Source organism: Haloarcula sp. Atlit-7R (assembly GCF_003666065.1).
Classification (GTDB): domain Archaea; phylum Halobacteriota; class Halobacteria; order Halobacteriales; family Haloarculaceae; genus Haloarcula; species Haloarcula taiwanensis.
In genome coordinates this window covers 537,564-555,559 of the sequence record NZ_QXIK01000003.1, presented here as the reverse complement: position 1 = coordinate 555,559, position 17,996 = coordinate 537,564, and the positions used below count along the sequence as shown (strand labels likewise).

The following is a 17,996-nucleotide window of genomic DNA, read 5'->3' as shown; positions in this document are numbered from 1 at the left end:
ATCGCGGTCTGTAGGGTAGTTTGGCCACGTGTTACTGAGCTATATGCCACGAGTCTGAACTCGTGCGACTAGCATGGCTAAATCGGACTCCGATAGCAATGGCCTCCGGCAGGATCAACCGGAATGTATCCCGGCACGATGCCGGGGGGTTAGGCGGGATCACACCCAGATAATGGGTGTGGTCGCTATCGAAGGGTGTTCGAGGACACCCGTCGACCGAGTGTCACCGAACTATCAGGGCTAACATCAGATTCCATCTTGACGGCGGACCGCAGGGGTGGAATCCTCATTTCTTCGGACCTGATTGTTGTCTCGAAGCCACCATAAAGGCTTCGAGTTTCGTTGGCGGGTCGGCCCCGCCTGGTCCGTGTCGGCAGGGATTCGATGTCCCCGACCGAACGTCGTTCGCGTTCATTCCGAGTGCCCTGTTACACTTAAGGGCATCGGAACGGGCTCGCGTCGAACCGCACGACGCGAGCGACTTTCGCGTTCATTCCGAGTGCCCTGTTACACTTAAGGGCGTCGGAACGAGTTCGTTCGTTCGGGGCCATCGCCCCTGACCGCGTTCGCATTTCATTCCGATGGGTGAGCCACACTTAACCCCGTCGAAGGAAGTCGACTGCGAGACGGAATTACACGGGTGTGAGTGTCCCACACGTGTATAGACGGACCGTACGGGCCTCGGGGTCGACGGACTGCTGGATCGTAGTTTTCGCTCGCGCGCACACGCGGGTGTAGCCACTGTGATGTCGCCACCGAAAACGTCGAATCGCGACCTAGATCTCGTCTAGGTGTTCGACGCCCTGCTTCGAGACGTTCCCTTTCGTGATATCGCCGGGCATCCAGTCGGGTTTGTCGTCAGGAGCCTCCTCAACCCATGCCCACGCCTCATAGATGTGGACTTTGTGGGTCCCCTTCTCCCGTAGTCGTATCTCCTCAGGATCAGCCTGATCTTCACCGTCAGCCGGTTCGAGTCGACGTGCTGCCTTCAGTGCAGCCTGCCGAGGCGTTCCGCCCGAGAAGACGCTCGATTCGTCACCGTCTTCGCGCAGTGCGAAGTTGCGCTTGTCACTGTCGGGTGCCATGGATTTCACCGCTCCATGCCAATTCAGCACATGGCAGAACATAAATATACCCCCCAATCCCGCCTCCCTCGGGGGGTATTTATATACGCTCGCACGGTCACACGCCCTTTTGAACGCCAAGACCGGCCGTTTCAGCCCGGATATTCGGGTCGAAATCGTCACGCGCGCCTACGAAACCACCAGCCAGCGGCCGGCGGCACGGTAGACTTAAGTGTATCCTGCGGTGAAGTGCGGAGTAGGATAGCGCGATGGTGCGAAAGAAGAAGCTCAGCCCGAGTGGCGCCAAAGATGAGGACGGCGAGTACCACAACGTACATATCAACATTCACGAAGACGAGCTAGCTGTCGCCGGGATGGAGATCGGCGACGAGGTGTTCGTTCGCGTCCGCGATAACAAGATTATTATCCAGAAAGCCGACCCGGAAGAGGTCGAACACGACTTTTGAGGCACCATCGACGGTGACACAGTGCCACCGGGCCATTGGGCCGATGCCCGATACCGGACATGCAACGACGTTCTTCGAGGTAACCCGAACACCAACACAATGAGACCCTACGATATCGCCAGACCACTCCTGTTTTCGCTGCCAGCAGAAACCGCCAACCGGAGCGTCCACCGGCTGTTAGAGGCGGTCGACGGAACCCGAGTCGCCGACGCGATGGCCGACCGCTACACCGTCACTGACGACAGACTTGCAGTGGAGGCGTTCGGCTACACGTTCGACAACCCCGTCGGAGTCGCCGCTGGCTTCGACAAGAATGCAACCATCCCCGGAGCGGTGGCCTCACTCGGCTTCGGTTTCGCGGAGGTCGGCGGCGTCACAGCCGAGCCACAGGCCGGCAACACCCGCCCGCGGATGTTCCGGCTCAGGGAGGACGAGGCGATCATCAATCGGATGGGCCTGAACAACGACGGCGCTGTCGTCGTCGGCGAGCGGCTGAAACACGTCGACGCGCCGTTCCCGGTCGGCGTCAACATTGCCAAGACGGAACACGTCGGAACCGAGGAGGCCCCGGACGACTACCGCACCACGTACGAACACGTCGCCGAGGGGGGAGACTTCTTCGTCGTCAACGTCTCCTGTCCCAACTCGGAGGGGTTCGAAGAGCTCCAGAACCGCGACGCGATGGAAGCCATCCTCGGCGAACTCCGGGATGCGGGTGCGGCCCCGCTGCTCGTGAAGCTCTCGCCGGACCTCCCCGAACCGGCAGTCGAAGACGCGCTGGACCTGGTGACCGAACTCGACCTGGACGGCGTCGTCGCGACCAACACGACGACGGAGCGGCCCGCGAGCCTGCGCTCGCCCAACGCCGTCGAGACTGGCGGCCTCTCAGGCAAGCCAATCGAGAACCGAGCGACCGAGATGGTTCGGTTCGTCGCCGAGCGCGTCGACGTACCCGTCGTCGGCGTCGGCGGCGTCTCGACGGCGGAAGGCGCGTACCGGAAGATTCGCGCCGGGGCCTCGCTCGTCCAGCTGTACACCGGCCTGGTCTACCGCGGCCCGTCCATCGCCCGCGAAATCAACGAGGGCCTGCTCGAACTGCTCGCGGAGGACGGCTTCGACTCGGTTAAGGACGCCGTCGGCGCGGACCTGTAGCTTGGGGCTTGCTGGCCTTTTTGAACAGCGATAGACCGACGGCTGGCCGCTATTCCAGCGCGTCCAGTCGGAACTCGAACGCCGCCACCGGCAGTTCCAAGTCGTGCTCGACAAGCACCTTCGGGTGGATTTCGCCGACGACGCCAACCGACTCCCCGTCGAGGACGACCTCGGCGGCGCGGCCGCCGATGAACGACGGATGCGCGGTCGGGGGCGTTTCGAGGTCCTTGTCGAAGGCGTCGGCCAGCGCCTGCAGGCGGGCCTTCGCGTCCTCATAGGAGGCGTCCGTGCGCGCGAGCGCGGCGGCGACGGTGCGGTGTTCGGCGACGCCAGTGTTCTCCGAGTCGTCGAGGCCGGCGGCCAGCCCGATTTCGGCGAGGTCCTGCGGATAGCTCCGGTGGGTGTTGTTCTCCAGGACCATCATGATGGAGGGGAGCGCCCACGTCCGGAGGATAGTGTAGTCCTCGCTGTAGGGCTCCTGAATGGTGACCGGGTCGGCCAGGCCGACGGTGTCGGCGTCGCCGTCGTCGGGCATCGGGAGGTTCATCCGCTCGAAGTTCTCAGCCTCGTTGGTCATGTGGAAGTTCAGCAGGTCCTCGAAGCCGAGGCCGACCAGGGCGTCGCGGGCGGCGTCCTCCAGTCTGGACCGGTCGTGGCGACCGCCGACAGTCGACACGTCGGGATACGTCGGTTCGAGGCTGTTGAACCCGAGCGCCCGGCCGATGTCGTCGATGATGTCCAGCGGATGGATGACGTCGACGCGGTAGGGCGGAATCTCCACCTCGTAGGCCACGCCGTCGTCGGATTCAGTCTCGGTCGCGTCGAGGCCGGCCCGCTCGGCGTAGTCGATGATCTCGCGGCTGTCGAGCGAGACGCCGAGGATGGACTCGATGCGGTCGTGGGTCACCGTCTTCGTCCGCACCGAGAGGTCCGGCCGTTCCAGCGTCTTGCCGGCGTACTCGCCGGGCGCGTCGTCGGCGTAGGACACGTCGACCTTCTCGACCTGGCCGCCGCGGGCGGCGAGGGCGTAGCAGACGATGTTGCACATGTGGTCGATGGTCCACTGGTCGGTCCCGGTCATCTCGATGAACAGGTCCCGGGAGTCGACGCTGACCTCGGTCCGGCGGCCGTTGATAACCGGCGGGAACGAGAACAGGCCGATGGCGTCGTAGATGGCCGGCACGCGGTCGAAGTCGGCGACGAGGTCGCCGTAGGTCTGGCCGGTCTCGTGGGACGCCATGACCTCGCTGGGGGTCATCTCCGCGTCGGCGTCAAGCGGTACGAACGTCGCCTCGTCGGGGTCCGCGCTGGTGTATGTGATGGACTTGCCAGTCTCGTCGGTGACCGAGTCGCCTTTCAACATCGTGAGGTCGTGGACCCCAATCGCACCCTTCGCCCGCTTGCGACCCATCGTCGCGTGGAGCTTCTCCTGCAGTTGGATGAGCGACTCCAGCGCTGCCTCATCCATGTCCAGCCCGCGGACGATAGCGCCGGTGACGTACGGGCGCTCGTCTGGCTGGTCCTCGACCTCGATGGTCCAGTCGGCGCTGTTCGTGTTGGGGATGTCCACCCCGCGGTCGTCGCCGTAGTGGTAGCGCAGCGAGCGGGCGACGCCCTCAACGGAGAGGCGGTCGAGTCTGTCGGGAGCAAACTCCAGTTGGAACTCGTCGTCCTCGGTCCAGCCCTCGAACTCCAGGCCGAGGTCGAACAGGTCCGATTTGAGTTCGTCGTCGTCTTTCTCGTCGTGACCGGTCAGATACCGCAGTTCGTCGGGGTCGACGTCGACGACGGGCATCAGCGCATCACCTCCGTCTCCCGCAGCAGTTCAAGATCACACAGCGTCCCGTGCACGTCGCGGATGTCCTCGAAGCCGTACATGAGCATGAGTAGTCGTTCGAGCGAGAGACCCCACGCCATCACGTCGCAGTCGACGCCAAGCGGCGTGAGCACCTCGTCGCGGAAGATTCCGGAGTTGCCGACCTCGACGACCTCACCGGTCTCGGGGTGGGTCCCGAACAGTTCGAAACTCGGCTCCGTGTAGGGGTTGTAGTGGGGCTTGAACTCCAGGTCGGTGATGCCGAACTGCTCGTAGAACTCCGTGAACGTCCCCATCAGGTCCCGCACGGAGAGGTCTTCAGCCATCACCCACCCCTCAATCTGGAAGAACTCCAGCAGGTGGGTCGGGTCGAGCGTATCGTTGCGGTACACCTTCTCGACGCTGAAGTAACGCTCGGGCGGTTCGAGGTCACCGACCTGGTGGCCCGAGAGGTAGCGCATCGACAGCGAGGTGGTGTGGCCCCGGAGGTCCATCCCGCGGGCGATGTCCTCGGTCCAGGGCGAGTGATACCCCTCGCCGTCGGGGCCGACGCCCTCCCGGTGGGCCGACCGGACCCGCTCGACGAGGTCGTCGGGCAGGTCCCGAATCTCGACGGGCCGTTCCAGCGCGAACTGGTCCCAGTGGGTCCGGGCCGGGTGATCCTGTGGCATGAACAGGCAGTCGTTTATCCAGAACTGGGCGTCGGCGTGGGGGCCTTCCATCTCCTGGAAGCCCATCCCGACGAGCGTGTCCTTCACGCGGTTGGCGGTCTGGCGGAGGATGTGCTCCTTGCCGTGGCTCACGTCCTCGGCGTCGGCCTCGACGTTGTACTCGGTGAACGCCACGTCTTCCCACTCGCCGCTCGTCAGCATCTCGGGGGTGAGCTGGTCGACGGTCTCTGCGGCTTCGACGCCCTCCATCAGCGCGGTGACACCGTCGTCGGTGAGCCGGACCGACCGAACGGTCTCCTCACGCACGTCGACGAGGCCGCGCCGTTCCAGTTGGTCGAGCGCGTCCGCATCGGCGTCCTCGACACGCCCGTCTGCGACGGCCTCCAGTGCCAGCATCTCGGGGTCGGACCCGGGGTCGGCATCTTGGTTGGCCGTGATTTCGCCGCTGTCGATGTCGCCGTAGGCCTTGCGGGCGTAGTTCGAGAGCGCGATGTCGACCGCGCCGCCTTCGAGACCGGACGCGCCGATGACCTGCCCCATCTGGACTGGGCCGTCGGCCGCACCGGCATCGATAGCGGCCTCATAGAGGTCCTGTTCGGGCAGGCTCTCGCGGACGTACGCCTCGCCCTCCTCGGTGAGTTCGTAGTGTTCCAGCGTCTCCTCGTCGACGGCGACGAGGCCGTCGGCTTCCAGTTCGAACGCCGCTCTGGTGGCCGCTTCGGGCTTGAGGCCCGCGTCCTCGGCTACCGCGTCGGTGCGCCTGTCCTCCTGTGCGTCGGCGGCCTGCAGGACGGCCACCTGTGCCTGTGGTCGTTTCATACGGGTGTCTCGGTCTTGTGGGGATAACCGCGGGTCGCTCAGTTAACGGTTCTTACTTCCTGCTCACGGTTTCGTCCGACCACGCCTCTCAGCGCCGTCAGAGTCCACACGCGGTCAGGCAGTATAAAAGAAGCCGAACCCCTGTCTGTCGGATGGCTGGCGCGCGACACCGGCACGGTGGGATTCGGGTGCCATGTCTCAGCGATTGTGGCTGTCGGGCAAAAACGTTGCGCGTGTGGCCGTCCCGACACGAACCCGGCGACGCGACCGGGCGCTCAGTCCGCGCCCGAGCGCTTTCGGTCGGAGTCGAGGTCGATGTCGAGTTCGTCGAGCCTGTCTTCCCACTCTGCGCGTTTCTCCTGGTGGTCTTCGAGGAACTCGGACATCAGTTCGGCGGCCTGTTCCTTGCAGCCGCCACAGAGCCGTTCGCCGCCGACGCACTCGTCGTACACCTCCTTGGCGAACTCGTCGTCGTCGCCCGACAGCAGGTAGGCATACAGCTCGTAGACGGGGCACTCATCGACCTTCCCACCCTTCTCGCGCTGTTCCTCTGCAGTAGAGCGGCCGCCGGTCGTCGCGGATTTTACCTTGTCGTAGCCGTCCTCCGGGTCGTCCAGTAGCGAGATATGGGAGGCCGGAATCGACGAGGACATTTTCCCGCCAGTGAGTCCGGTCATGAACCGGTGGTAGATCGAGGATGGCGGCTGGAAGCCGTAGCCCCCGTTGTCGAGTTCGACCTGCCGAGCGAGTTCCTCCGCCTCGACGTGGTCCAGGTCGAACGTGTCGATGTGCTCGTCGTACACTCGCTTCTCGCCGTCGATAGCTTCGATGAGGGCCTCGAAGGCTACGTCGGTAGCGTTGCGGTCGAGGAACCGGATCCGCGGTCGGAGTGGTTCCTTCCCGGCCTCGTCGAGTTTCGAGACGACGGACTCGCGGGCGTCAGCGGGTGCTGGCTGGTGGTCGCGCAGCCAGTCGGCGGCCTCGCCACACCGCGGTCGGTCGGCATCCTCGGCGTAGTCCTCGCGGGCGTCGTAGGCCTGTCGGAGCAGTGTCCGTTCGACTCCGTCGGCCTCGAAGCTGGCAAACGCTTCTGTCACGCCGAAATACCGCATCCGCGCGGCGAGATCTCGGGCCAACCGCATATGGGGGTCCTGGTCCGGGCCGACGGGAATGACCGTCGGCTTGGGCTCGTCCAGTTGCGGATAGAGGATGTCGGCCATCTGCGTGACGACCGACTGCATGTGTGAGATGTCGGTCTCGCCATCGAAGTCGTAGATGGCCTGCAGCTCCGAGAAGTTCGCCTCAGCCCCGAGTTCGAACGCAAGGTCCTGCACTTCGCGGTTGTTGGACTGACGGTACAGCGTCCCCTCGTCAGGGTCGAATCCCAGCGCGAGCAGCGAGAGGACGTAGTCCGTCGCGTGCTCGTCGATTTCGTCCCACGAGAGCCCACGGGCGCTGTGGGCTTCGAGGTCCGCGATGAGCGCGTGCGCGTCCCCGCCCTGCTGTTGGTGCCAGATAATCTCGTCAAAGACGAGCTTGTGGCCGATGTGTGGGTCGCCGGTCGGCATGAACCCCGACAGCGCGGCGAAGGGGTCGTCGTTGCGCATGGCTTCGGCGACCGGTCGGTAGTCCCGGTGGCCGAAGATGACGCCCCGCCGCATCAGGTAGTGGGGATTGGGGACTTCGGGGAGCACCTCGTCGAACTCCTCGATGCCGAACTGCTCGAACAGTTTGCGGTAGTCGGCGATGGTCGAGGAGCCCCACGGGTCAAGCGTCGCCTCGTCGGCCCCCTCGGCCTCGGTGCCGCCGTCCGGCAGCACCGGGTCGTCACCGGAGGGGGCGTCAGGCTCCCGCCACGCTGCGCCCGACTGGCGGCGGTCCTCGTCGGGCGATGCGTCGTCGTGGTGGGAGTCGTCCGTTGTCATAGCTGTGGTCGGCTCGCGGTGAGCCACGTTACAGGTGTTTTGGTCCCGGTCGGCGCAAAAAGGGTTCGTTTCGGTGCGCCGAGGGACCGACGGGCAGATACCCACTGGCCGACCCCGATGCCCGGGCGGCTCAGGGCGTCAGTCGTTCGACAGCTATCCACTCGATATCGACATCACCGCCGTCCGTTGTGAGTGCGAATACCATCGTCTTCCGGACGCCGTGAGCGAGGCGCACGTCCAGCGCGAGGTCCCTCGGCTCGAACCGGTGGTCGGCCGGCAGCACGCGAACCAGTAGCTCCGAGTGCCCGAGGTTCGCCGCACTTTCGACATCGGCGTAGGTCCGGAAGTCAGCGCCGAACTTGAAGCCGGTCTTCGGCGCGATGCCGCTCGCTCGCAGGGCCGTATAGACAGCTAGCCGGCGGTCGAAGCGGTCGCCCTCGACCTCGCGGCCGCGCTCGACGACAGCGTCAGCCCCGCCATCGACTGTGAGCAGTCCCGCCTGTGCGAGATACGCGGCTTCAACGAGGGAGAGCTGCACTGCGCCGTCGTCACCGAGCCGCTGGCCGTAGAAGGCCTGCTCGTACAGCTCCGCCGGCGGCTCCCAGCACACCACGCGCTCTCCGAGCAGTTCCCCCTCCGTTGCCGGGACGACAGCGTCGCTGGTTCCCTCAACGTCGCGCCGGTCGGTGTCGAGGTAGGTGACCTCGCTCTCCTCGTCGACGACCGCCAGCACGCAGTCGCCCAAGGCCGTGGCGGCGGCGGTATCACGCTCGCCGACGACCCTGACGCGGTACGCCACTCCGGTGTCCCATGGCCCGTTCCCGCGCGGGTAGACCACGAAGTCTGCCCCCGACGCGTCGTCGACCCACCCTTCGCGGGCCGGCGTGAGGTAGAAGCCGCGGTCACGGAGGTCTTTGTAGACAGCGAAGTCGACCTCGGAAACGGCCGTCGACCCGAGGAACGCCCGGAAGTCCATGCCGTCGATGCTCTCGATATCTCCGCGGTAAAGGAGGTGTGCGGCCTCCACCGGGGCCAGGTCGAGGTCCCCGTTGCGGACCTTCCCGTAGCCACGCGAGTCGTAGAACCGCTCGCGGGCCTCGTAGCCGGCCCGGACAACATCACCGTCGAGCGTTAGTCCCATGCTCTGACGTGGCTCCCGCGACGACAAAGCCCCTGCGGGTCCGAACCGGTAGCGGAGTTGGGCGGATGCGGAGGGTCAGTGCTCACTCCCGTTCTGCGCAAGAACTGTCCAGACATCGCGTGCCGCCAGCGGTTTCGAACAGCGGCAGGCCGCAGTCACAGTTACCGACGACGACGCCGGACGGCATCGAGAAGCCGGTGTCACAGTCGGGGTAGTGTTCACAGCCGGCGAGCAGGCCACCACGGCGGAGAATCAGCAGGTCGCCGTCACAGTGAGGACAGCTCCACTTGCGGTCAAAGGCCGCAATAACGGCGTCGTCTAGTGAGTCACACTCCCGGTCAAGACACAGTTCAAACGCCCGCCCACGTTCCACTCGAAGCGTCGGGAGTCCGCAGTCGTCACACCGACCGCCAGTGACCGCGGCATCGCTCGGAATCCCATAGGCGGCGTCACAGCCGGTACAGGTAACCTCGCTACGGGTGCAAACCAGCGTCCCGCCGCAGTCGGGACAGTCGCGCACCGGAACGCCGGCGTTCGAGGCCGGATAGCGGCCACTGCCGTGTTCCTCGTGAGTGACCACCCGGAGGAGTTCGTCGCCGTCGCGGGCGGTCACCGCTCCGTTGTCGATGGTGACGCTTTCAGCGCGCGTGAGCCACGCGACCGGCTGATATCCTTCGGCATCGTGAACCAGAACAGTGTTGTCCGGTTTAACGACGACGAGGACATCACCGCGCTGCTCTCGCTCGCGCGCGCCCTCGAAAACGGTCGTACATTCACCAGCAATCACACGGGTTCCGTCGTGCATGGACTGGGCTGGCCGGGTTTCGGTATTTAAATCCTCAGGCGGTGGACGGGGTTTCACAGCGCGGTCGTCGCTGCCGGAGTCACAACAGCCAAAGCCGTCGCCGAGTGACAGCAAGGCAATGAGTGAACCGCCTGCTGCGGTCTGTTTCGATATGGACGGCGTCCTCGTCCAGTCTGAAGACCACTGGGTCCGTGCCCAGCGCGAGGATATCCTTCCGACGACCGCACCGAACGACGACATCCCGGTGTCCGCGATTACCGGGCGGAACTACCGAGAGGTGTATCCGGACCTGAACGCCGAGTACGACCTCGAAATCAGCCGCGAGGGCTTCGAGAGACTGTTCGAGGAGCACGGCGAGCGGATTTACGGCGAAAAAGCGACCGTCCTCGACGGGGCACACGAACTGCTCGACGACCTGCGGGACGCCGGCGTGGCACTGGCGCTGACGACCTCCGCACCATGGGCCTGGATCGACGTGGCCGACGAACGCTTCGACCTCCTCTCGAAGTTCGATGTCGCCATCAGTGCAAATGACATCGACGGCCCCGGAAAGCCGGAGCCAGACATCTACGAGCAGGGCGCGGCAGAACTGGGCGTTGCGCCCGAGGACTGCTGGGCCGTCGAGGACTCCACCGCGGGCGCACGCGCCGCCGTCGCCGCCGGAATGACGACCGTCGGGTTCCGCGGCGACGGCGACGAGACGGACCTCTCGATGGTCCACGAGACCGCAGACGATGCCGCGTCGCTGCGACAGGTACTTTTAACCGGTGTGTAACGCCCGCGAGTCTGTGCGGAGGTGAGAGATGACAGACGCAGAAGCAGCGGTATGGCGCTCCGGTACAGAGTTGAGCCAGAAACCGAGAGGCAATACTTTAGTACGGTACGCAGAAGTTCAAGAGCCACAGAACGGCGTGCAGGAAATGCCAGTGTGGGGGGAAAGACCCGGCCAGGTCAGGCGGGGTCACCGTATCCGCGGCCCGCGAGGAGGCCGAAGATGTTGAGGGCAACGACACCCACGAAGATGAGGAAGCTCTGACTGTCCAGTCCGCCCAGCAGTAGCGGCGGATATGCCAGTGGCGTAACGATAGCCAGCCAGAACGCGATGAATTGCAGGGGACGAACGAGTGATCGGAGGGCGACGCTACTGGGGGCGGCTTCCATCGGGGAACGGAAGGGCGATGCACTGGACATTGTGGGCTTCCTCAGTTCTTCGTATGAACCCATACCCCAATATAAACGCCAGACCCTTGGGGAGAATTCGTGCTCTTTTCGGAATGTTAACCGGATTTCAGCACCTTTCAGCGATGTTTCACAGAGCACTGTAACGCTTTGAGAGGTATTTATAAATTTTATCGGCCCTTCTAAGCAAGTTTCATAGCAGTAGTCGAAACGGCAATTACCGAACGAGAACTGACCGGGTTTCGGTGATCGTCGGGAGCGGCAACGCGGGGAACGCCACCTCGACGGTGAACGTGAGTTCGTCCGCGTCCGCGCCGAAGACGGCCACCGGAAGCGTCGCTTCACCGAGATACGACGGTTTGGCGGTCATCTCACGCCCGTTGACAGTGACCCGCAGGCCCGCACGGGCACTGCCACCAGTGTTTTTCACCGTCACCTCCCGCATATCGTTGTCACCGGGCGCGATGGTCTCGGGGAACTCACCCCAGTCGATGGAGACAACAGGGAGGTCCCGGGCGTTGGCCAGCACTTGCTCGGCGACGCCTTCGGAGAGTCCGGCACGGACGAGGCCGTCTTCGCCGGCTTCGACCACCTCGGCGGGCGAGGACAGGCCCGCGGCGGCGAGCTTGCCCGCGCGACCGCTGCCGACGCCGTCGATGGCGGTCAGCCCCACCGCGTCGGCACTGATGCCGTGTTCGACGCGGGCCTCGACCCGGCAGGCCAGGTTCGCGTAGCGAGCCGGCCCGAGCGTGTCGACGAACTCCCGCATCGCCGCGAGCAGGCGCAGGGCGTTCTGGCGGATGACCCACGCGTCGCTTTTGAGTTCGGTCGGCGTCGTCCCGGTCATGCCCGACCGGAGGATGGCCAGCACCTTCCGCTGGCCGGCATCGAGGCTGTCGTCGACGCTGTCTCCCAGCACCGCGTGGACAGCGTCCTCCTCGTCGGAGCGGGCGCTGACGCTGTCGAACTCCGTCGCGCCGGCCACCGCGGTCAGCAGGTCGTCCGCGTCAACAGAGACAGCGGAATCCGGGTCCGCGGCGTCCTGACACCGTTCGGCAACGTCCGCGAACCGGCGTGCGGTCGACAGCCGGAGGTAGAACTTCGAGGCGAGCTGGCCGAGTCGCGTCGGCTCGACGTTGAGGCCGTCCTGCTCGACGAAGCCCTCGTCGACAAGCGCCGAGAGCGTATCGCTGACCCGGTTTCGGAGATCGCTGCCGGCGTCATATTCGTCGGGGGCCGACTGCGAGCGGGCGTAGTAAAACGTGGTCCCGAGCCACTCCATTACGTCGTCCACGTCGTCGATGGTGCCGAGCGCGATTTCGGCGTTCAGGTGGGCGTCGAGTTCGGCCGCCAGCCGGGACTCGATCTCCTTGCCGTCACGGAGCAGGCGGCGGTACTTGTCGGCGTCCGAACGGTCGCAGACGACCCAGGCGTAGCCCATGTCGTCGTAGCCGGGCCGACCCGCGCGGCCGAGCATCTGGAGTACGTCGAGCGGGCTCATGTCGACCTCGCCCTCCAGCGGGTCGTGGAGTTTGGTGTCGCGGATGACGACACAGCGGGCGGGGAGGTTCACGCCCCAGGCCAGCGTCGAGGTCGAGAAGAGCAGTTGTATCTTGCCCTCCTTGAACCACTGCTCAACGCGGTTCTTGTCCTCGCGCGCGAGGCCGGCGTGGTGGAAGCCGACGCCGTCGAGCACGGACTGGCGGAGCGTGTCGTTCGAGAGGTCCGCGGCGTCGTTGTGGAAGTCGTAGTCTCCGCGTGCGCCCATCGGAATATCTCGCTCGACAATTTCGTCGCGGGCCTTCTTCGCGGCCTGGACGGTATCCTGCCGCGAGGAGACGAACACGAGCGCCTGACCCTCCTCGCGGATGTGTGGCTCGGCGAGGTCCAGCGCCCGGTAGAGCCGGCGGTACTTGTCGGCGAAGGCGTTCTCGCCGTGGGAATACGTCTTCACGTCAGCGTTGAGTGGGACCGGGCGGTACTTTTCACCGAAGGCGAAGGTGGTCTCGTCGGGAGCGTCCAGCCAGTCAGCCACGTCGTCGATGTTCGGCATCGTCGCCGACAGCGCCACGACACGCGGGTCACAGAGCCGGCGCAGGCGCGAGACGGTGACTTCGAGCACCGCCCCGCGACGGTCCGAGTCCAGCAGGTGGACCTCGTCGATGACACAGCAGTCCACGTCAGTAATAAAGGAGTAGCGGCTGGTCTCGTGTTTCCGGGTGGCCGAGTCGGCTTTCTCCGGCGTCATCACGAGGATGTCGGCCCGCTCGGCGCGGCGAGGGTTCAGGTCACGCTCGCCGGTGACGACGTAGACGGAGTAGCCCAGGTCCTCGAACCGTTCCCACTCGCTCTCTTTCTCGTTGGTGAGCGCACGCAACGGCGCGAGAAAGAGCGCGGTCCCGTCCTCGGCGAGGGTCTTGCAGATGGCCAGTTCCGCCAGCGCGGTCTTCCCGCTGGCCGTCGGCGCGCTGACGACGACGTTGTCGTCGCGGTTCAGCAGGGCCGGCAGGGCCGCCGACTGCATCCGGTTGAACTCCTCGAAGGGGAAGGCCTCGGCAAACTCGGGGAGCACCTCCGCGACCGCCACAGTCGGCTCGCTGTCGGTTCGGGATGGCACGTCACAGTCGCAGTTCCGCGACGGCAAAGGCGTTTCTATGGGGGAACCGAAGTGTGGGAGATGAAGACATAGTTCCGGAGCCATTGCGTAGCTGCCCGCTGTGAGCGCCCCACACGCCTGCCCAAAGATTAACCCGGCCGGCTGACAGTGCGCAAGCGTGCCCCTCAGCGACCCCGAAGACTACTACGACGAGAACGACGAGAGCGAGTGGGACCGTCTGGCGGCCACGCTACACGGGCAGTTAGAGTGGACGGGGACCGTCGAACAGCTCGAAGCGAACCTCCCCGACACGGGACGCGTCCTCGACGTGGGCGGCGGCGCTGGTCGGTACGCCGTCTGGCTGGCCGAACAAGGGTACGATGTCACGCTCGTCGACCCCAGCGAGGGCCAGCGGGCTCTCGCACAGAAGAAGATCGCCGAGCACGGGCACGAGGAGCGGGTGACCGTCAGGGCGGGGGACGTACGCGGCCTCGGGTTCGACCGGGACGCATTCGACGCGACGCTGTGTCTGGGTGGGCCGCTCTCGCACGCGCTCGACGCCGACGGACGCGTGGCTGCCGTGCAGGAGCTTATGCGGGTGACAAAGGCTGCGTGTCCAGTTTTTGCATCCGTTATGGGTCGGCTCAATTGGCTGGTGCTCTCCCTGGTCGGCGGGTCAGACCACCTCGTCCGTGCGGCCGAACTGGCCGGAACGGGCGATTACGACCGTCCGTTCGTGGCACAGCTCGGTCACGACGCAGCGTTCACCGAGACCCATTTTTTCCGTGCCGACGAGTTCGAGGCGCTGTTAGAGGCGGGCGGAGCAACCGTCGAGACGCTGGTCGGACTGGAAGGGCTGGCGTCAGTACTTGCCGCCGCCCCACTCCGGGGAACCGCTGACGAGCTGTCAGCGCGCGAGCGGGCCGGTGTCCGGGCGCTCGTCGACGAACTTCGGACAGACCGGACTGTCGCAGACATGTCCGCACACATGCTTGCTGTCTGCCGGGCGTGAATCAGCAAAGTGAGTGCTCGGGAGTACGCCGCCGGCCACCGTTTCGATCCGGTCTCCGGACCAGTCGATTGTCGTTCACACGCTATACGGGAGACCGCGTGAGCCCCGCACGTTTTTCACCGGGCGAACCGAACTCCGGATAATGAGTCGTTCGCGCAAGCCTGACTGGCTGAAGATTCGGCCACCGTCGGGCGAGCGGTTCACCGATATCAAGCAGACGCTCCGGGATCGAAACCTCAACACGGTCTGTGAGGAGGCTAACTGCCCCAACCTCGGGGAGTGCTGGAGCGGGCGCGACGGACCGGGGACAGCCACGTTCATGCTGATGGGCGACCGCTGTTCGCGGGGCTGTAACTTCTGTGACGTGGAGACGGGCGGGATGGAGCCGTTGGACCCTGACGAGCCACAACAGGTGGCCGACGCTGTCGCGGATATCGGGCTGGACTACGTAGTACTGACGAGTGTCGACCGCGACGACTTGCCCGACCAGGGCGCGGGCCACTTCGCCGAGACGATCCGGGCCATCAAAGAGCGTGACCCGTCAATCCTCGTCGAGTGTCTCATCCCCGATTTTCAGGGTGAGCCGGACCTCGTACGGAAGATTATAGACGCCGACCCGGACGTCATCGCCCACAACATCGAGACGGTCGACCGCCTCCAGTGGCCGGTCCGGGACCGTCGGGCGGGCTACGAGCAGTCCCTCTCGGTGCTCCGGCAGGTCGACCGAGAGAGCGACGTGTACACGAAGACCAGCCTGATGCTTGGCGTCGGCGAGTACGCCCACGAGGTGTACCAGACGCTGTCGGACCTCCGGCAGGCCGGCGTCGACGTGGTGACGTTCGGCCAGTACCTCCAGCCCTCCCGCTCGCACCTCGAAGTCTCGGAGTACGTCCACCCGGACGCCTTCGACACCTGGCGGCGGGTCGCCGAGGAGGAGTTCGACTTCCTGTACTGCGCCTCGGGACCGATGGTTCGCTCGTCGTACCGGGCGGGCGAACTGTTCGTCGAGAGCGTCCTGCGCGAGGGGCAAAGTGCCGACGATGCGCGGACGGACATTCGTGCGAACAACTGATACATCCGAGTTATCGGTGATAAATTTTCCAGAATTAAAGATGCCTTAGAACATCTGAATCGCCCATATAGCCAGTAATACCCACGTCGGATATATTTTTCAGCGCCGCGAAAGCTCTAAACGTAGTGCGAGTGAACAGTCGGCGTATGCCACTTCGAGGGAGGCGGTTTCTATGAGTGTCCTCCAGCGCGACCCAGCGGACAGGGTACAGATTCTCGACGAAGACGGAACAGTAGTCGACGGCGCAACCGTCCCAGACCTCTCGGACGACGAACTGGTTGAGATGTACCGGTATCTCAAACTCGGCCGGCACTTCGACCAGCGGGCGGTGAGTTTGCAACGGCAGGGCCGGATGGGAACCTACCCCCCGATGTCTGGACAGGAGGCCTCGCAGGTCGGCAGCGCCTTCGCGCTGCGAGACGGCGACTGGGCCTTCCCGAGCTACCGAGAACATCTCGCGATGTACGTCAAGGGATGGCCCCTAGCCGACGACCTGTTGTACTGGATGGGGTCTGAGTCGGGTAATTCGCCGCCGGAGGACGTGCAGGCGTTTTCCTTTGCAGTCCCAATCGCGACGCAGATTCCGCACGCAACCGGGGCTGCGTGGGCATCGAAACTCAAGGGCGATGATACCGCTGTCCTCGTGTACTTCGGGGACGGTGCGACCTCCGAGGGCGACTTCCACGAAGGCCTGAACTTCGCGGGCGTGTTCGACGTTCCAGCGGTGTTTTTCTGTAACAACAATCAGTGGGCGATTTCGGTGCCGCGGGAGCGCCAGACCGCCAGCGAGACGCTCGCACAGAAGGCCAACGCCTACGGCTTCGACGGCGTGCAGGTCGACGGCATGGACCCGCTGGCGGTGTATCAGGTGACTCGGGAGGCCGTCGAGAAGGCGCACGACCCGCCCGAGGACGGGCTCCGCCCGACGATGATCGAGGCGGTGCAGTACCGCTTTGGCGCACACACGACTGCCGACGACCCGTCAGTGTACCGCGACGACAGCGAGGTCGAACGCTGGAAGCAGAAAGACCCTATCCCGCGGATGGAGACGTTCCTCCGGGACCGGGGCCTGCTTGACGACGAACGGGTCGACGCTATCGACGAATCGGTTCAGGATGAGGTGGCCACAGCCATCGACGAGGCCGAGGCGACCGAGCGACCGAAACCGGAGGAGATGTTCGCGGACGTGTACGCGGAGATGCCACAGCGACTCGAACAGCAGCTAACCTACCTCGAAGAACTGCGCGAGCGACACGGCGACGAGGTGCTACTGGAATGAGTACACAGGACGCAGCGACACAGAGTTTGACGCTCGTACAGGCCGTTCGTGACGGCCTCTACGGCGAGATGGAACGGAACGAAGACGTGGTCGTAATGGGTGAAGACGTCGGGAAGAACGGCGGCGTCTTCCGGGCGACACAGGGCCTGCATGAGGAGTTCGGTGACGACCGGGTCATCGACACGCCGCTCGCAGAGGCCGGTATCGTCGGGACGGCCATCGGCATGGCCGCCTACGGGCTCCGGCCGGTGCCGGAGATGCAGTTCTCCGGGTTCATGTACCCCGCATTCGACCAGATTGTCAGCCACGCCGCCCGACTTCGGAACAGGAGCCGCGGCCGATACAACTGCCCGCTCACCGTTCGCGCGCCCTACGGCGGTGGCATCCGCGCGCCGGAACACCACTCCGAATCCAAGGAAGCGTTTTACGTTCACGAGGCGGGGCTGAAGGTGGTCGTCCCGTCGACGCCGAAGGAGACAAAGGGGCTGTTGACGGCGGCTATCCGGGACCCGGACCCTGTCATCTTCCTCGAACCGAAGCTTATCTATCGGTCGTTCCGCGAGGAGGTCCCCGACGACCCATACACGGTTGAGTTGGGTGAAGCGAAGACCCGCCGTGAGGGAAGCGACGTGTCCGTGTTCACCTGGGGCGCGATGACCCGGCCGACGGTCGAAGCTGCCGAAGAACTGGCCGAGGAGGGCATCGACGCCGAAGTGATCGACCTGCGAACGCTGTCGCCGATGGACACCGACGCCATCGTCGAGTCGTTCAAGAAGACCGGGCGAGCGGCCGTCGTTCACGAAGCCCCCAAGACCGGCGGGCTGGCCGGCGAAATCATCGCCACGATTCAGGAGGAAGTCCTGCTGTATCAGGAGGCCCCTGTGACCCGGGTGACCGGCTTCGACGTGCCGTACCCGCTGTACGCGCTGGAGGACTACTACCTCCCCGAACCCGCCCGCATCAAAGACGGTATCAGAGAGGCAGTGGAGTTCTGACGC

15 protein-coding genes and 1 rRNA gene are annotated in these 17,996 nt (G+C 64.9%); 7 read left to right on the top strand and 9 right to left on the bottom strand.

Annotated features, from left to right (window positions below; translation table 11 throughout):
* Together D3D01_RS10105 and D3D01_RS10100 are read right to left on the bottom strand one after the other, a co-directional pair.
* A 16S ribosomal RNA gene (locus D3D01_RS10105) occupies positions 1-125 on the bottom strand; the annotation flags it as partial.
* Positions 126-776: 651 nt separating this feature from the next.
* On the bottom strand, positions 777-1,085 hold the full coding sequence (locus D3D01_RS10100) for a non-histone chromosomal MC1 family protein (RefSeq protein WP_004516406.1): 309 nt from the start codon (positions 1,083-1,085) through the stop codon (positions 777-779).
* Positions 1,086-1,333: 248 nt separating this feature from the next.
* Here D3D01_RS10100 and D3D01_RS10095 point away from each other — a divergent pair, with 248 nt between their 5' ends.
* Positions 1,334-1,531, top strand: coding sequence for a hypothetical protein (locus D3D01_RS10095; RefSeq protein WP_004516407.1), 198 nt, complete (start codon positions 1,334-1,336; stop codon positions 1,529-1,531).
* A gap of 99 nt (positions 1,532-1,630) precedes the next feature.
* Complete coding sequence (locus D3D01_RS10090; RefSeq protein ID WP_121512089.1) at positions 1,631-2,683, top strand: quinone-dependent dihydroorotate dehydrogenase; 1,053 nt, start codon at positions 1,631-1,633, stop codon at positions 2,681-2,683.
* Between the two features lie 49 nt (positions 2,684-2,732).
* On the opposite strand, the gene pheT is transcribed toward D3D01_RS10090, so the two are convergent.
* The 5 genes from pheT to D3D01_RS10065 all read right to left on the bottom strand — a co-directional run bounded on the left by pheT (position 2,733) and on the right by D3D01_RS10065 (position 9,860).
* Positions 2,733-4,478, bottom strand: coding sequence for a phenylalanine--tRNA ligase subunit beta (gene pheT / locus D3D01_RS10085; protein ID WP_121512088.1), 1,746 nt, complete (start codon positions 4,476-4,478; stop codon positions 2,733-2,735).
* Positions 4,478-5,989 (bottom strand): phenylalanine--tRNA ligase subunit alpha, encoded by a 1,512-nt coding sequence (locus tag D3D01_RS10080; RefSeq protein WP_121512087.1) that lies wholly within the window; start codon positions 5,987-5,989, stop codon positions 4,478-4,480. The genes pheT and D3D01_RS10080 overlap by 1 nt, the downstream gene beginning before the upstream one ends.
* A 275-nt stretch (positions 5,990-6,264) precedes the next feature.
* Entirely contained in the window at positions 6,265-7,914 is a 1,650-nt protein-coding gene (locus tag D3D01_RS10075) for a tryptophan--tRNA ligase (RefSeq protein WP_121512110.1), read from the bottom strand.
* A 130-nt stretch (positions 7,915-8,044) separates the two neighbouring features.
* Positions 8,045-9,055: a tRNA-intron lyase gene (endA, locus tag D3D01_RS10070; RefSeq protein ID WP_121512086.1), complete on the bottom strand. Its 1,011-nt coding sequence runs from the start codon at positions 9,053-9,055 to the stop codon at positions 8,045-8,047.
* 82 nt (positions 9,056-9,137) lie between these two features.
* Positions 9,138-9,860, bottom strand: coding sequence for an endonuclease NucS domain-containing protein (locus D3D01_RS10065; RefSeq protein ID WP_121512085.1), 723 nt, complete (start codon positions 9,858-9,860; stop codon positions 9,138-9,140).
* A 118-nt stretch (positions 9,861-9,978) separates the two neighbouring features.
* Between D3D01_RS10065 and D3D01_RS10060 the strand changes: the two genes are divergently transcribed.
* A complete protein-coding gene (locus D3D01_RS10060) occupies positions 9,979-10,635 on the top strand; it encodes an HAD family phosphatase (protein ID WP_101349010.1) in 657 nt (218 codons plus the stop codon).
* A 176-nt stretch (positions 10,636-10,811) separates the two neighbouring features.
* Here the strand turns inward: D3D01_RS10060 and D3D01_RS10055 are convergent, their stop codons facing one another.
* A complete protein-coding gene (locus tag D3D01_RS10055; RefSeq protein ID WP_232794503.1) occupies positions 10,812-11,051 on the bottom strand; it encodes a hypothetical protein in 240 nt (79 codons plus the stop codon).
* Positions 11,052-11,256: 205 nt separating this feature from the next.
* Positions 11,257-13,626, bottom strand: a complete 2,370-nt coding sequence (locus D3D01_RS10050) for a DEAD/DEAH box helicase (RefSeq protein WP_121512109.1) — start codon at positions 13,624-13,626, stop codon at positions 11,257-11,259.
* A gap of 187 nt (positions 13,627-13,813) precedes the next feature.
* Here D3D01_RS10050 and D3D01_RS10045 point away from each other — a divergent pair, with 187 nt between their 5' ends.
* The 4 genes from D3D01_RS10045 (at position 13,814) to D3D01_RS10030 (ending at position 17,993) form a co-directional block, all read left to right on the top strand.
* Positions 13,814-14,647: a bifunctional 2-polyprenyl-6-hydroxyphenol methylase/3-demethylubiquinol 3-O-methyltransferase UbiG gene (locus tag D3D01_RS10045; RefSeq protein ID WP_121512084.1), complete on the top strand. Its 834-nt coding sequence runs from the start codon at positions 13,814-13,816 to the stop codon at positions 14,645-14,647.
* A 13-nt stretch (positions 14,648-14,660) separates the two neighbouring features.
* Entirely contained in the window at positions 14,661-15,719 is a 1,059-nt protein-coding gene (gene lipA, locus D3D01_RS10040) for a lipoyl synthase (RefSeq protein WP_255410431.1), read from the top strand.
* A gap of 172 nt (positions 15,720-15,891) precedes the next feature.
* Entirely contained in the window at positions 15,892-16,998 is a 1,107-nt protein-coding gene (pdhA, locus tag D3D01_RS10035; RefSeq protein ID WP_121512082.1) for a pyruvate dehydrogenase (acetyl-transferring) E1 component subunit alpha, read from the top strand.
* Positions 16,995-17,993 carry an alpha-ketoacid dehydrogenase subunit beta gene (locus D3D01_RS10030; protein WP_101348998.1) on the top strand — a complete coding sequence of 333 codons (999 nt, stop codon included), beginning with the start codon at positions 16,995-16,997 and terminating at the stop codon, positions 17,991-17,993. The genes pdhA and D3D01_RS10030 overlap by 4 nt, the downstream gene beginning before the upstream one ends.
* Positions 17,994-17,996 lie beyond the last annotated feature (3 nt).

Bases quoted from the DNA above. Each gene is read 5' to 3' on its own strand.
- D3D01_RS10090 (WP_121512089.1), top strand. From the start codon at position 1,631: ATGAGACCCTACGATATCGCCAGACCACTCCTGTTTTCGCTGCCAGCA.
- pheT (WP_121512088.1), bottom strand. From the start codon at position 4,478: ATGCCCGTCGTCGACGTCGACCCCGACGAACTGCGGTATCTGACCGGT.
- D3D01_RS10055 (WP_232794503.1), bottom strand. From the start codon at position 11,051: ATGTCCAGTGCATCGCCCTTCCGTTCCCCGATGGAAGCCGCCCCCAGT.
- endA (WP_121512086.1), bottom strand. From the start codon at position 9,055: ATGGGACTAACGCTCGACGGTGATGTTGTCCGGGCCGGCTACGAGGCC.
- D3D01_RS10065 (WP_121512085.1), bottom strand. From the start codon at position 9,860: ATGCACGACGGAACCCGTGTGATTGCTGGTGAATGTACGACCGTTTTC.
- D3D01_RS10100 (WP_004516406.1), bottom strand. From the start codon at position 1,085: ATGGCACCCGACAGTGACAAGCGCAACTTCGCACTGCGCGAAGACGGT.
- pdhA (WP_121512082.1), top strand. From the start codon at position 15,892: ATGAGTGTCCTCCAGCGCGACCCAGCGGACAGGGTACAGATTCTCGAC.
- D3D01_RS10030 (WP_101348998.1), top strand. From the start codon at position 16,995: ATGAGTACACAGGACGCAGCGACACAGAGTTTGACGCTCGTACAGGCC.
- D3D01_RS10080 (WP_121512087.1), bottom strand. From the start codon at position 5,989: ATGAAACGACCACAGGCACAGGTGGCCGTCCTGCAGGCCGCCGACGCA.
- D3D01_RS10075 (WP_121512110.1), bottom strand. From the start codon at position 7,914: ATGACAACGGACGACTCCCACCACGACGACGCATCGCCCGACGAGGAC.
- D3D01_RS10060 (WP_101349010.1), top strand. From the start codon at position 9,979: ATGAGTGAACCGCCTGCTGCGGTCTGTTTCGATATGGACGGCGTCCTC.
- D3D01_RS10095 (WP_004516407.1), top strand. From the start codon at position 1,334: ATGGTGCGAAAGAAGAAGCTCAGCCCGAGTGGCGCCAAAGATGAGGAC.